The organism is Streptomyces sp. NPDC052040 (assembly GCF_044548405.1).
In the GTDB taxonomy this organism is placed as follows: Bacteria; Actinomycetota; Actinomycetes; order Streptomycetales; family Streptomycetaceae; genus Streptomyces.
This window is the reverse complement of the sequence record NZ_JBIUBV010000013.1, coordinates 155,899-168,394: the sequence shown is the minus strand read 5'-3', so window position 1 is coordinate 168,394 and position 12,496 is coordinate 155,899. Positions and strand designations below refer to the sequence as shown.

Below are 12,496 nucleotides of genomic sequence, written 5' to 3'. Positions count from 1 at the left end.
GTGGTCGGGCCCTCCTCAGCGCTCCCGCGGCCCGAACCGGGCCAGTGCCGCCGACACCAGGGCCGCCGTCCCGGTCTCCAACGTGAGGCGCACGCTGGGCAGATAGCGCGGCGAGTGGTTGGACGGCAGGGAGCGGAGCTTCTCGGCGGCGTCGGCACCGGGGGCGGCCGCCCACTGGACCGGGCCCACCGCGCCGAGCATCCAGTAGGCGCCCCGGATGCCGGGCCGACCGTGCAGATCGGCTCCCGCGCCGGTGAGCAGGGAGAAGTCCTCGGTGGCCGAGGACCCGGCCCAGCCGGTGACCCGGGCGGCACCGAACAGCTCCCGGTGGGTGGTGCGGACGGCGGCGGTGACGGCCGGATCGGACAGGGTGACCCCGGAGCGGGAGAGCGTGGTGACGGTGACCCGGGGCGGCCGTGCGGCGGCAGCGGCCTCGGCGTGGATCAGCCGCCGTACGGCGGACTCGGCCCGGTCCAGCGCGGCGGCGGAGAAGGCCCGGACGGTGAGGCGGAGCACGGCCCGGGCGGCGATCACATTCCCGGTGTGCCCGGAGTCCTCGGTGCGCAGCGAGGAAGCGGTGACGACCAGCCGCTCGGCGGGGTCGGCCGCGCGGGCGGCCAGGGCGGCCAGCCGTGTCACCGCACCGGCCGCGGCGAGCAGCGGGTCGGCGCCGAGATGCGGTGCGGCCGCATGGCCGCCGTCGCCCTCGATGAGCGCCTCCAGGGTGACGCTCCCGGCCAGCACCGGACCGTCGGCGTGCGCCACCATCCCCGCCGGAAAGGGCGCGGTGTGCTGCGCCAGCACCTCGTCGGGCGGGGTGATCCGCTCGTAGAGCCCGTCCTCCAGCAGGGCCCGGGCGCCGCTGAGGGTCTCCTCGGCGGGCTGGCCGACCACGAGCAGGGTGCCCCGCCAGACCCCCCGCCGGGCGGCCAGCCAACGGGCGGCCGCCGCCACGCAGGCCAGATGCGCGTCGTGGCCGCAGGCGTGCATCACCGGGACCGGCTGCCCGTCCGGACCGGCAGCGGTGGCGGTGCTGGCGTAGGGGACGCCGGTCTCCTCCAGGACGGGCAGCGCGTCGAGTTCGGCCCGCAGCAGGACGGCGGGCCCCTCGCCATTGCGCAGTTCGGCGGCGACACCGTGGCCGCCGACGCCCCGCAGCACGCGGAAACCGTCGCTCTCCAGCCAGTCGGCGAACCGGGCGGCCGTACGGCGCTCGGCGCCGGACAGTTCGGGATGGCGGTGGAGGTCGAGATACAGCTCGGCGGCGGGCGCCAGCAGGGCGGCCAGACCCGGCAGGGACCGGCCGTGGTCCGTGGCCGTCTCCGGCCCGGGTCGATGGGTGCTCACGGGCGGGGCTCCTGAAGGTGGGTGCCAGCGGGGTGACAGCGGACGGCAAGTGCCCTGACGCCAGGGCCGCGTAGAAAGGGACCTGCCGCAAGGCCCGGAAACCTCCGGCAGGTTCAGCGCACCACCGGCCGGGACCGTCCCGTCCCGCCCGGCGTCATGTCCCCGGACCCAGAAGGAGCCATCATGGCCGACAACACCCTCGCCTCCCTCGCCCAGGAGATCCTGGACCTGGAGTCGGAGACCTTCGAGATCACCGACTACTCCGACGCCAGCGAGGTCATGCTCGGCTCGTCCACGAGCTGCTCCTCCACCAGCACCTGCTCCAGCACCACCAGCACCACCTCCTGCACCGCCTGACGTCCGTCGCCGGTCCCGTGGGCCCCGGGCGCACCTCGCTGCCCCGGGGCCCACAGTGCCGCCCGGACCTCCCCGGCGAAGGGCCCCCGGCCCCGCACCGGTCAGGGGAACGGATGGGGCACCCGCCGCACCTCGGCCTCGCCCAGCGGTGCCGGGACCAGTCCGGCACGGTACGGCGCGGTCCGCAGCCGCGGCATGTGCAGCGCCCGCTGCCGCAGCCAGCCGAAGTCGATCGGCAGCAGCCCGGGGGCGAGGGTGGCGACCGTGTGCAGCCCCGTCCGGCGCTGCTCCGGGGTGGTCTGGTCGACGGCGATGACATCGCAGCCCGCGCCGGTCAGCAGATCGCGCAGCAGGAGCAGATCGTCCAGGAGATCCCCGGTGCGGGGCCTGAGCCTCTCCCAGTCGGCGAACTGCGCGTCCAGGGGCGTCACTCGGGGCGGGGCGAGATAGCCGCGGGCGTACCGGCGCATCCCGGGCAGCCCGAACAGGGCCGCATGGTCGGGCAGTCGTCTGACCAGGTCGAAGTCCGCGGCCATGGCGGCCAGTTCACCGGGCCGCTCGGCGACCTGGCGGGGCAGGTGCGGGATGTAGGTGAGGATCTCCGAGACCGCGGACTCCACCGCCGTCTCCGGGTCGAAGGAGGCGCCCGCGGCGAAGGCCAGGCTGCCCGGGGCGTCGTCGCGGCGGACGGCGAGACCGGTGACCACGGGCACCGGGAGGTCCACCCGGTTGTCGAAGACATGGACGTCGTAGCCCTGGAGCGCGGCCCGCGCCACCATGGCCCGCACCCGGGGACCGCGCACCGACGCGAGGTCGATCTCGGGCAGCGGCAGACCGCCGTACCAGCCGAGCAGAAAGGCGTCCCGCTCGACGAGTTCGAGGAGGCCGAAGAGGACGGCCTCCTCCAGGGTGCCGCCGGTGGCGCAGCCGTTGGAGCACTCGAAGACGAAGCTGTCCTCGCGGGTGCCCGCGCTGTAGTACACCAGCCGGGCCGGGACGAGCACCGGCCGCTCGTCCCGCAGCGACCAGCCGGTCACCCACGGCAGGCGTGCCGCCGGATCGAACGGCTCGACCATCGGGTCCTCGGCGTAGGCGCGCGGCCCGTACACACCGCAGTCCCTCGGGTCCAGCGCCCGGCCGCCCAGCTCCTCCAGGGACGCCCTGACCACCGGCGCGCGGTGGCGGCGGTGCGTGCCCGCATAACGCTCCAGGCCCTCCAGAAAGGCGAGAGTACGGCTGCGGGCGAAGGAGTTGGCCTGGCCGCTCCAGGTGACATCGGTCAGTCCGGCGTAGCCCCGCATGAAGACGCTGCCCGCGACCGGCGCCGTGGTCGGCGAGGTGACATCGATCCAGGTGCCGCCGCCGAGCACCCCGCACACCGGATTGGCCAGGCCCTTCACCGGCAGGGGGTAGGCATCGGGGCCGCGCAGCCGGTCGGCGTCCGGGTGCGGCTTGGGCCGGGACACCAGCGGCAGTACGGCGGCCTCCGCCGCGGCCGCGCGCACGGCCTCCTCGGTGAAGGGGCGGCAGTGCGGGCACATCGGCTCCGGTACGAGGGGGAAGGTCCGCACCCGCAGGGTCTCCAGGTCCAGTTCGGTGACCCGGGGCAGCGCGCCGTCCGCGCCGTCCGCGGTGTGCCGGGCGGCACCGGAGGCGGTGAGCCGGTGCAGCGCCCACACCGCGTCGACCGCATGGTCCGGCAGCGCGGGCCAGCGGCCCGCACAACCGGTCCTGGTGCCGGTCTCCAGCGCCTCCCGCTCGGTACGGGTACGCAGCCGCTGGCGGCGCATGGCCAGACAGGTGCCGCAGGCGGGACCGGCGTCCGGGGCGCCGCCCCAGGGGCCCAACAGCACGGCCTGAGCGGTGAGATGGACAGTGGCCGTGTGCGGTGGCACGGCCACCCGGGGCGTCTCGCCCAGGACATGGGTGTCACCGATGCGGGACACGGCCGGTGCGGCCGCCCCGGCGGCCGCGGCGCGGGCCGCCAGCCGTGCCTGGAGCTCCGCGCGGGCGGCCTCCAGCGGCGCAGTGGCCGGCGCGGGAGCGGTGGCGGTGGTCATGTCCGGTTGCTCCAGCGGAAGACCCTGGTGGCGATCACCCCGAAGACCAGGGCGAACACCACGAGCCCCGCACCGTCCACGGCGATGTCGCCGAGGTCCCCGCGGCCGCCCATGGCGTCGGTGAGTCCGTCGTTCAGATAGTGCAGCGGCAGAACCTTGGCGATCGTGCGCAGCCAGCCCGGCATCAGGTCGTCCGGGAAGAACGAGCCGGACAGGAAGGCCATGGGCACCATCACGATGTTGGCGATCGCCGCGACCGCCTCCGGGGTGTCGGCGACACTGCCGACGACCAGCCCCATGGCGAGGAAGGCCGTGACGCCCAGCACCAGCAGGGGCACCGCCGCCCACCAGGGCCCGTTCAGGCGCAGCCCGAAGAACGGCAGCAGGGCGACGGCCGTGAAGAGCACCGACTGCACACCGGCCACCCCCAGCGCCACCGTCCAGCGGGAGGCGAGGAGGGTGCGCAGCGGGGTCGGGGTGCGCCAGATCAGGCGCAGCAGATCGTCCCGGCGCCACTGCATCAGGGCGAAACCGACCGAGAACACCGCCGCGTTCCCGACGCCCCAGGAGAGCACACCCGGCGCGATGTAGTTGATGGACGACAGACCGCCGTCGACATGCTGCCCCCGGAAGATGAGGCCGAAGAGGACCAGGAAGGCGAGGGGGAAGGCGAAGGTGAAGAACAGAGTCGTCCGGTCGCGGACGCTCGCGACATAGGTGGCCCTGGTCAGTGCGGCATACGCGCTCAACGGCGGTGCTCCGTTCCGGTTCCGGTCAGCGTGAGGTAGGCGTCCTCGAGGGTGGCGGTGCGCACCGTGACGGTGCCGATGTCCACCAGGTCGCCGAGTGCGGTGAGGACCCGGTTGACGGCGGCCGTCTCGATGACCAGTTCATCGCCCTCCACGGCGGCCCGGTCCACGCCGTCCAGCGCGCGGGCGGCCTCCGGGGAGAGCTGGGCGGCGGGCAGCAGCAGCCGGGCCGGTGCGGCGAGGGACCGTATGAGGTTGCGGGGGCTGTCCAGCGCCACCACCCGGCCGCGGGCGATGATCGCCACCCGGTCGCAGAGGGCCTCCGCCTCGTCCAGGTGGTGGGTGGTGCAGATGATGGTGCGGCCCTCGGAACGCAACGACCGCAGCAGGGCCCACAGTTCGCGGCGGGCCTCGGGGTCCAGGGCGGCGGTCGGCTCATCGAGGAAGATCAGCTCGGGTTCGTTGAGCAGCGCCGTGGCGACGGCAAGACGCTGCCGCTGGCCGCCCGAGAGATGGTCGACCCGGGCACGCTCCTTGTCGAGGAGCCCGACGCGTTCCAGCGCGGTGTGCGCCGCGGCCGGGTCCATCCCGTAGAGCGCGGTGACGGTGCGCAGATGCTCCCCGGCGGTGAGCCGGGCGAAGAACGCCGAGGCCTGCGTCTGCACGCCGATCCGCGCCAGCAGCGCGGTGTCGCGCGGCCAGGGGCTGGTACCGAGGACGGTGACGCTGCCGGAGTCGGCCTCGCGCATCCCCTCGACGATCTCCACCAGGGTGGTCTTGCCGGCGCCGTTGGGGCCGAGGATGCCGAAGAACTCGCCGTGCCGCACCTCCAGGGAGACCCCGTCGAGTGCTGTCACCTCCCCGTACCGCTTGGTGACGCCGTCCACGGTGACGACCGCCTCGGTCGTGGTGCCCCCGGGGGCGGTCCGGGTCTCGCTGTCGGGTCCGCTCATCGTGCCTTTCCTTGCGTGGTGCGACGCGTGGTGCGACGCGTGGTGCGAGGCGTGCAGGGGCGGGTCCGGGGCGCGCTCCGCGCCTGCGGTGCCCGCCTGCGCCGAGGCGGAGCGCCCCGGAAGCGCATCGGGTGGCGGGGTCGGCCCCGCCGCGGCCGCCTGCGGCGGGGTGCGCCGGGTGCGCAGGCTCCGGCCCAGCGTGCCGAGCAGCCACAGCAGCAGGACGGCGCCGAGCAGGCCAGGCGGAAGCCACCGGGCGAGGGCGGCCTTGTCGTCCGGCAGCACGCTCCGGAGCACCGCCCCGCACAGGGCCAGGAGCCCGGCAGTCTGCACGGCGACGAGCAGCGTGAAACCGCCGTAGAGGAGACGCAGTCGGGGCGGGTAGGCGCCGGTGCCGGGGCCGCGGCGGAGCAGTGCGCGCAGGGAGAGCGCCACAAAGGTGCGGCTGCCGTCGGCGAGACGGGCGACGCCCAGGGCGTGGCCGAGGGCCCGGTAGCCGTCCAGCGGCGGCAGGGGCAGCAGATTGGCCAGGGCGCCTGCGGCGCCGAGCAGCAGCAGTGCGCCGAGGGCGGGCCGGGCCTGGGCACCGGCGGGCAGCAGGGCCCACACCGGGTAGAAGGGCACCAGGAAAAGGAGGTTGGCGAAGGCACCGGCGCAGGCGGTGGCGACCTTGCGGGCCCGGCTGCCGAGGAACTGGACGTCCTCGACCCGGCAGTAGAGATAGGTGGCGCCGAGAATCCAGCGCAGCCCGATCTCGGTGACCCGGCCGCCCCAGGCCCGCGCGAACAGACCGTGGGCCAGCTCGTGCAGGGCGAGGCTGCACCACAGGACACAGCCGATGGCGAGCAGCAGCACGGGCTGCCGGGCGCTCTCCCCGGTCTGCCGCCACAGCGTCCCGGCCTGGACGGCGACGGCCCCGAGCAGGGCCACGGCCAGGGCGGTGAGCACGGCCAGGACCGCCGGACGACGGGCCGGGGCCGTGACGCGGTGCAGCCGGTCCATCAGAGCGGGCGCGTCGGCGACCAGCCGGGTCCGCCCGGCGAGGATGCCGTTCGGACGGCCCGGTGAATCCGTGGCGGGCGAAGCCGCGGCGGGCGGCGGAGCGCCGTCGAGGAGCCCCCGGCCGTGCAGCAGCCGCAGCATCTGCCCCCACTGCGCCTCCCCGAGGCGGGTGCCGAACTCACCCGCGTACTCCCCGCCGATCTCCGCGAGGGAACGGGTGCCGTCCAGGCGGCTGATGAGGAAGTGCTCCTTGGCGCCCACCTCCAGGCGCTGCCCGGTGCGCCGGTCCTTCAGCAGATGCACTCGGACCGCGTCCCGTACGAGGGTTGGGCCCGCCACGACATCGGGGCGCACCCGCGGCCGGGCAGCGAGAAAGGCCTCGGAGGTCACCCCTGCTCCTCCGAGGCGCCGTCGCGCAGGGCGCGGCCGAGGACGTACGACAGGAACGCCTCGTCACGGATGGTCAGGCTCAGCCTGTTGTTGGTCATGTGCAGATACGGCGAGAGCAGCATGGGCAGCGCGCCGGCCGGATCGGTAGGGCGGATGTCCCGGCTGTCGTCCCAGGCGCGGAAGACCAGTTCGCCGCGTGCGGCCAACCCGGCCGCGCGGTCGCGGAGTTCGGCGCAGTGGGCGGCCCAGCCGCGCAGAAAGCCGGGGAGCCGCTCCGGAGCGCCCTCGGCGACCGCCGTACGGATGCGGCGGAAGCGCTCGGGGAGGCTGGCACCCATGGTGGCGTAGGCGCGGTCGTAGCCGTGGTCGGCCGTGTAGGCGGTGCCGCTGAACGCCCGGTTCCAGAACGTGTGATAGCGGTCGAGGAAGACCGGCAGGGCGTCGTCGGGGAGGAAGGTGCCCGACATCACCATCATCAGCTGGGCGGACAGCCCGAGAAGGACCGTCCGCAGATGGAGGTTCATGGTCCGCGCGGCCTCGATGACCAGGTCGCTGGAGTGCTGGAAGTGCCATTCGGCGAGCGCGACCCCGGCCGCCCCGCCGTACTTGCCGTACTCGGGCTCGTAGGGGCGGTCCTCGAAGGTGTTGTTGGGCCGCAGCCTCATCCGCCCGTCGGAGCCGAGGAGTTCGCCGCGCTGGTCCTCGCGGTACTCCAGGGTGAAGAGGGTCTCGTAGAGGTCCGCGAGGAACCCCGCCTTCACCTCGTACAGTGCGGGGCGCTCCCGCAGGAACGCGGCGAGCGCGGTGTGCGCCCGCTCCCGGACGGCGGCGCTGTGCTCCGCCCGGGAGGGTCTGAGGCGCAGCCGCAGATGGGGCCCCTCCAGCCAGTAGTTGATGAAGAAGTACCCGGCGAGCAGGCCCTCCTCGGTGAGGGCGTCCACCAGTGGCCGGACGCACTGGAGCAGCAGCGGCCGGGGGCTGGCCGCGTAGAAGACGTGCACGGCCAGCCAGTCGCCGGGCGCCTCGTCGGCCGCCGTGCCGGGCGGGGGAGCGGTGGGTGCGGTCATCGGGTGCCGACCTCCTCGGACGGCCCGGCCGGGCGGGGCAGCATTTCTACGGCGAGTTCGGCGACATGGCGGCCGTGCGGGGAGGTGACGTGGAGTTCGTCCTCGCCGGGGAGCATCTCCTCGAAGACGGTGCGGACGCCTCCGCCCGCGACCAGGGCGTCGAGCGCGGTGAGCGAGAGCGGGCTGTCGAAGTCCACGTACTGCGGCTTGGAGCCGCCGAACCGGCCGCCGCCCGCACCGTCCGGGCTCTCCTCGTGGACGGTCGCGAAGACGCGGGCGGGCAGCCCGTGCCGGGTGCGCCAGCGATGCCAGGCGAGATACCAGTCCCCGTCGGACGCGTCGCGGGCACGCCGCGGCAGACTCCCGTCGGCGGCCGTCCAGGAGCGCCGCTGGAGGACAAGGGAGTGGTGGCGGACCCGCGGCCGCCGGGTGACCCCCTCCACCGCGGGTCCGGCGGGCACCCCCCGCCACACGTCGGGCACGGAGCGGGCGGTCGGGGAGAACAGCAGCAGGGTGCGCGGGACTTCGGGCAGCACCATCGGGACCAGATAGCCCAGATAGAGCGGGACCACCTCCTGGTCCAGACGACGGGAGCGCAGGGCCAGCCGGTCGCCGCCGGTGTCATGGACGGCGTAGAGGTCGTCCAGGGGCAGGCGGGCCTCCTCGGGGGCGGTGCTGTGCTCGCCGGGGCAGACGATCTCGTAGTCGGTGAGGCGGCCGTGGAGGTTGAGGTTGGTGGTGGCGGCGCCGGCGGTGACCTCGGCGAACACCGCACCCGGCGGGAGCAGTCGGCGCAGCTCCCCGCGCAGGGCGGCGGTCAGTCCAGGTCCGGGGCCGTCGTCGAAGAGATGGGTGAAGCGGGTGAAGGGGAAGCAGAGGCCGCCGAAGGAGTCGTTGAGGACGACGAGCGGGTCGCCGTCGCGCCGGGCCGCCTGGAGGAAGTGGCTCACCGGCTGGAAGGCGGGCGCGGCGGCGGCCAGGGCGGCGGCCGCCTCCGCCACGGCCGTGTCGTCGAGGACGAACTCCTCGGCGTCCGTCGGGAGTTCGGACCAGCCCGCGCGGACCCGGGCGGTGAGTACCGCGCGGGCGGTGTCCACGGCGGTGATCTCCGGCATGCCGAGCCAGTTCTCCTCCGGGGCGTGGCCGCCGTCCGGCAGGACGTCGTCCTTCGCGGCGGTGAACTGGAGGTACTGCCGGAAGATGTCCTCGTGGAAGTCGTGCACCAGCCGCAGCAGGTCCTCGCACCGGCCGCCGCGGCCGAAGCGGGCGAGGAAGAAGCCCTTGAGGGTGAGCCGCTGCGGCAGCGCCACGTCGAACGCGGGCAGCAGCCGCCCCAGCGAGCGCAGCGGGCCCTCCGCCAGAGCGGCCCATTCGGCCAGGTCCGCGGTGGTGGTCCCGGCGGACACATCCTCGTAGAGCACGGTCTGCGGCAGGGCGGGGTGGTCGGCGCCCAAGTCCGCCTGAAGGGCCAGCAGATCGGCGCGGAGCGAGCGGAGCAGGGCCCGGCGGGTGGGCACATCCGCGTCCGGGTAGCGCGCAAGGATGTCGGCGGTGCCGTCCAGGCGGGCGGCGAGCGCCTCGGCCCAGGGCCGGTCCAGGGAGCGCAGCGACCGCTGGAAGGCGTGCAGCGGGTCGTCGCTGTGCACCCCGACGGCGAGACCGGGCAGTTGAAGCATGCCCAGGTCGCGCAGGGCGGTCAGATAGTGGCCCGCCTCCTCCCGGTCCGCGCCGGTGCTGTCGGCCAGCCGGCGCGCCAGATCGCCGTGGCGCAGGGTGCCGTCGTGGTCCCGCAGCAGGGCCAGCATGCCGTCCAGGGCGCCATGGCGGCGCAGGAAGAAGAGGCGGTCCCGGGCCGCGTCGAAGCTCACCGGGGCGCTGTCGTCGCCCGCGGTCACGGCGCGCTGGACATAGCGGACGCGGTCCTCGTCGAGCTTCCAGCCGGAGGCGAGGGCCACCGGGAGATCGTCGCGGCGCTCCGGGTCGGCCGCGATCAGTTCGGCGAGCCGGGTGAGGACCACGACATTGATCCGGGGGTGCCCTCTCCAGGCCCCGCCGACCCGGGTCGGCGCCGGTGGCGCTTCCGGCGCCGCAGCCTCGAATTGGCCCGCGGCGACGCCGGTGAGGGTGCTGAACGGGCTGGTCTTGCAGGCGGACCGGTACAGATAGGAGAGCAGCGAACGCTCCATCTTGCGGGCCCGCTTGCCGGGTACGGGCGCCCGGTCGGCGGCGAAGGCGTCGAGCCGCTCCTCCAACGTGGGCGAGGCGAGCAGCAGGCCCCGCCGCAGCCGGTCGTCACCGGCCAGGGAGCGCAGGGCGGCCCGGGTGCGCGCCAGCGCCTGCCCGAGCACCGCCTCGCCCTCGGCGCGCATCTCCTCCCAGCCCACCCGGGCGTCCAGCCAGTCCGCCAGGTCGGCTCCGGCGCGGGAGCCGAGCCCGGCGGCGAGGGCACGCGCCGCCTCCGGGTCGTCCGGCAGCCGGTTGTTGAAGACCTGTCGGCGCAGGGCGAGCAGACGGCGGCGCAGCGCCGCGTCCTCGGTGGCGCCGACCGCCTCCGCCAGCGGGTCGCTGAGCCGGGCGCCGAGAACGGCGAGCCCGTCCTCGGCGGCGGCGGTCCGCGCGGCCCACTCGGCCGCCTCGGGGGCGCGCAGGGCGAGGACCGTGTCGGCCGGGAGGCCGGCTACGCGCAGCATGAACCGGCTGTGCAGGGCGGCGTGTCCGCCGACGGTGGCGGGGAGGTCCCCGCCCGGGGTGGGGGCGGGCTCGCCGACGGTGGCGGAGATGTCCCCGCCCGGCGTGGCGGCGGTGTTTCCGCCCGGGGTAGTGGCGGTGTCCTCGCCCGGGGTGGTGGCGGTCGGGCGCACGCCCGCCTCCTTTCGTGTGGGGTCTGCTCCAGCGGGGACAGCGGCCGGGGGCCGGACCGTCGGAGCGGCCGGGGCGGCCGGAGCGCCGGGCCGGGGGCCGCGGTTCACGGGGCGACGATGTCGTAGCGGTAGTCGGCGGGGCGGGGCCGCTCCTGGCCGATCATCATGATCAGCAGCGGGATCTCGCCCCGTTCCGCCAGGCCGAGTTCCTCCTCGAAGGAGACACTGTCGAAGCCCAGGGCGACACCGCAGGCGGTACCGGCCGCGGCCGCGGCGGTGTACACGGACTGGGCGGTGGCTCCGATGACGGCGTTCACCAGCCGGTAGCCGCGGTCGCCCACGGCATCCAGCACGGCATGCGTCCGGGCCACCGGCACCACGACGGCGGCCGCCTGCTCCAGGTTGTAGTTGGCGAGGAAGTAGTTGTCCTGGAGGAAGGCGCCGTGGTCGCCCGCCTTCATCAGCACCAGCTCCCCGGTGTCCCGGTCGTACTCGTAGAGGCCGACGGGCACATGGCGGACATGGTTGACGACAACGCAGAGCCGGGTGAGGGGCGCGGCGCCAGGAGTCTCCGCGTCGCTGTCCAGGGTGCCCGCGGCGACGGCGGCGCGCAGCACGGCCGAGAGCGTGGCGGGGTCGAGCGGCACGGTGGCGGCGAACCGGCCGAAGCTGCTGCGGCGTTCGCGCAGCGCCCGGCGCACGGGGACGTCCAGCGGCACGGGCGGCGGCAGCGGGACCCGCTCGCCGACACCGGCCGGGGCGGCGAGCGTGGTGTCCAGGACGCCGGGAGCGGGCCGGTCGGCGGCCCCCTCCAGGGTGGCGGCATGGATCCGGCCGAGGGTCGGGAAGGACAGCAGGCGCCGGGACTTCTCGTCGGGTACGAGGGTGACGCGGGCGCCGGGTGCCGGGGGTGCGGGTGTCCCCGGCGTGCCGTCCGTCCAGCGCAGCGGGACCACGGCGAACACCCCGTCCAACTCGGGGTCCAGCCCGAGCAGCCGCCCGAGCCGGGCCTCGTCGAACCAGAAGGCGCTGCCCAGCCGCAGACCGTGGGCGCGGGCCCACAGCCGCCAGGTCTCCAGGAGGGCGCCGATGTCCATGGTGACGGCGTGGTAGCAGAAGCTGTTGTACTTGAAGGAGTTCTGCCAGAACGTCACCCCGAGGACAAGGAACTGGTCGGTCTCGGCGGCCTCTTCGAGATCCCCGAGGGCGGCGCGCACCTCGCCCGTGACATCGCCCGACAGCAGCCGGGTGACCCGGTGGCGGCCGGTGTCGTAATAGTGGACGCCCGGGGCGAGCGGGCCGCTCGCCCCGCTGATCCAGTGGATGCCCACGGGATAGAGGCCGCCGCCGGAGGCGGTGCCGCGGGACCAGTTGGCGTGGGCGTGGAAGGGCAGCGAGCCCAGATCGGTGTTGGCCTGCACGGCCAGGCGGCGCCCGGTGAGTCCGTAGGAGTCCCGGAGCATCGCGCCGAGCAGCGGCAGGGTGAAGGCGCCGCCGCCCGGCTGCCCGAACAGCCCGCGCTCGACCGTGGCTTCGTCCGCGCAGCCGCCGTCGGGCAGCGGGAAGGACGGGGCTCCGGGGAAGAACTTGCCCCTGCGGGGGCGGTCGGACCAGTCGGGGACGAAGTCGGCCGGTTCCATGGGGATCCTGCCCCGCCGCATCACCGCGGTCGCGTACTCATGGGCGTATCCCATGGTCACTCCCTCTTCT

The 12,496-nt window shown here is 74.8% G+C and carries 8 protein-coding genes; 1 reads left to right on the top strand and 7 read right to left on the bottom strand.

Features of this window, described 5'->3' with window-relative positions; all coding sequences use genetic code 11:
- Nucleotides 1-15: 15 nt before the first annotated feature.
- A complete protein-coding gene (locus tag ACIHAA_RS24145) occupies nt 16-1,347 on the bottom strand; it encodes an amidohydrolase (protein ID WP_399820481.1) in 1,332 nt (443 codons plus the stop codon).
- Nucleotides 1,348-1,530: 183 nt separating this feature from the next.
- On the opposite strand from ACIHAA_RS24145, the gene ACIHAA_RS24140 reads away from it, so the two are divergent.
- Nucleotides 1,531-1,704, top strand: a complete 174-nt coding sequence (locus ACIHAA_RS24140) for a thiazolylpeptide-type bacteriocin (protein WP_031179489.1) — start codon at nt 1,531-1,533, stop codon at nt 1,702-1,704.
- A gap of 101 nt (nt 1,705-1,805) precedes the next feature.
- On the opposite strand, the gene ACIHAA_RS24135 is transcribed toward ACIHAA_RS24140, so the two are convergent.
- The 6 genes from ACIHAA_RS24135 to ACIHAA_RS24110 all read right to left on the bottom strand — a co-directional run bounded on the left by ACIHAA_RS24135 (nt 1,806) and on the right by ACIHAA_RS24110 (nt 12,480).
- Nucleotides 1,806-3,764 carry a TOMM precursor leader peptide-binding protein gene (locus ACIHAA_RS24135; RefSeq protein ID WP_399820479.1) on the bottom strand — a complete coding sequence of 653 codons (1,959 nt, stop codon included), beginning with the start codon at nt 3,762-3,764 and terminating at the stop codon, nt 1,806-1,808.
- On the bottom strand, nt 3,761-4,513 hold the full coding sequence (locus tag ACIHAA_RS24130) for an ABC transporter permease (RefSeq protein WP_399820477.1): 753 nt from the start codon (nt 4,511-4,513) through the stop codon (nt 3,761-3,763). Before ACIHAA_RS24130 ends, ACIHAA_RS24135 begins: the two co-directional genes overlap by 4 nt.
- Nucleotides 4,510-6,858, bottom strand: coding sequence for an ATP-binding cassette domain-containing protein (locus ACIHAA_RS24125; RefSeq protein WP_399820475.1), 2,349 nt, complete (start codon nt 6,856-6,858; stop codon nt 4,510-4,512). The genes ACIHAA_RS24130 and ACIHAA_RS24125 overlap by 4 nt, the downstream gene beginning before the upstream one ends.
- On the bottom strand, nt 6,855-7,925 hold the full coding sequence (locus tag ACIHAA_RS24120) for a lantibiotic dehydratase C-terminal domain-containing protein (protein ID WP_399820472.1): 1,071 nt from the start codon (nt 7,923-7,925) through the stop codon (nt 6,855-6,857). The genes ACIHAA_RS24125 and ACIHAA_RS24120 overlap by 4 nt, the downstream gene beginning before the upstream one ends.
- Nucleotides 7,922-10,615, bottom strand: coding sequence for a lantibiotic dehydratase (locus ACIHAA_RS24115; protein WP_399820544.1), 2,694 nt, complete (start codon nt 10,613-10,615; stop codon nt 7,922-7,924). Before ACIHAA_RS24115 ends, ACIHAA_RS24120 begins: the two co-directional genes overlap by 4 nt.
- A gap of 275 nt (nt 10,616-10,890) precedes the next feature.
- Nucleotides 10,891-12,480: a nitroreductase family protein gene (locus tag ACIHAA_RS24110; protein WP_399820470.1), complete on the bottom strand. Its 1,590-nt coding sequence runs from the start codon at nt 12,478-12,480 to the stop codon at nt 10,891-10,893.
- Between the last annotated feature and the right edge of the window lie 16 nt (nt 12,481-12,496).

Bases quoted from the DNA above. Each gene is read 5' to 3' on its own strand.
- ACIHAA_RS24140 (WP_031179489.1), top strand. From the start codon at position 1,531: ATGGCCGACAACACCCTCGCCTCCCTCGCCCAGGAGATCCTGGACCTG.
- ACIHAA_RS24135 (WP_399820479.1), bottom strand. From the start codon at position 3,764: ATGACCACCGCCACCGCTCCCGCGCCGGCCACTGCGCCGCTGGAGGCC.
- ACIHAA_RS24120 (WP_399820472.1), bottom strand. From the start codon at position 7,925: ATGACCGCACCCACCGCTCCCCCGCCCGGCACGGCGGCCGACGAGGCG.
- ACIHAA_RS24115 (WP_399820544.1), bottom strand. From the start codon at position 10,615: ATGCTGCGCGTAGCCGGCCTCCCGGCCGACACGGTCCTCGCCCTGCGC.
- ACIHAA_RS24110 (WP_399820470.1), bottom strand. From the start codon at position 12,480: ATGGGATACGCCCATGAGTACGCGACCGCGGTGATGCGGCGGGGCAGG.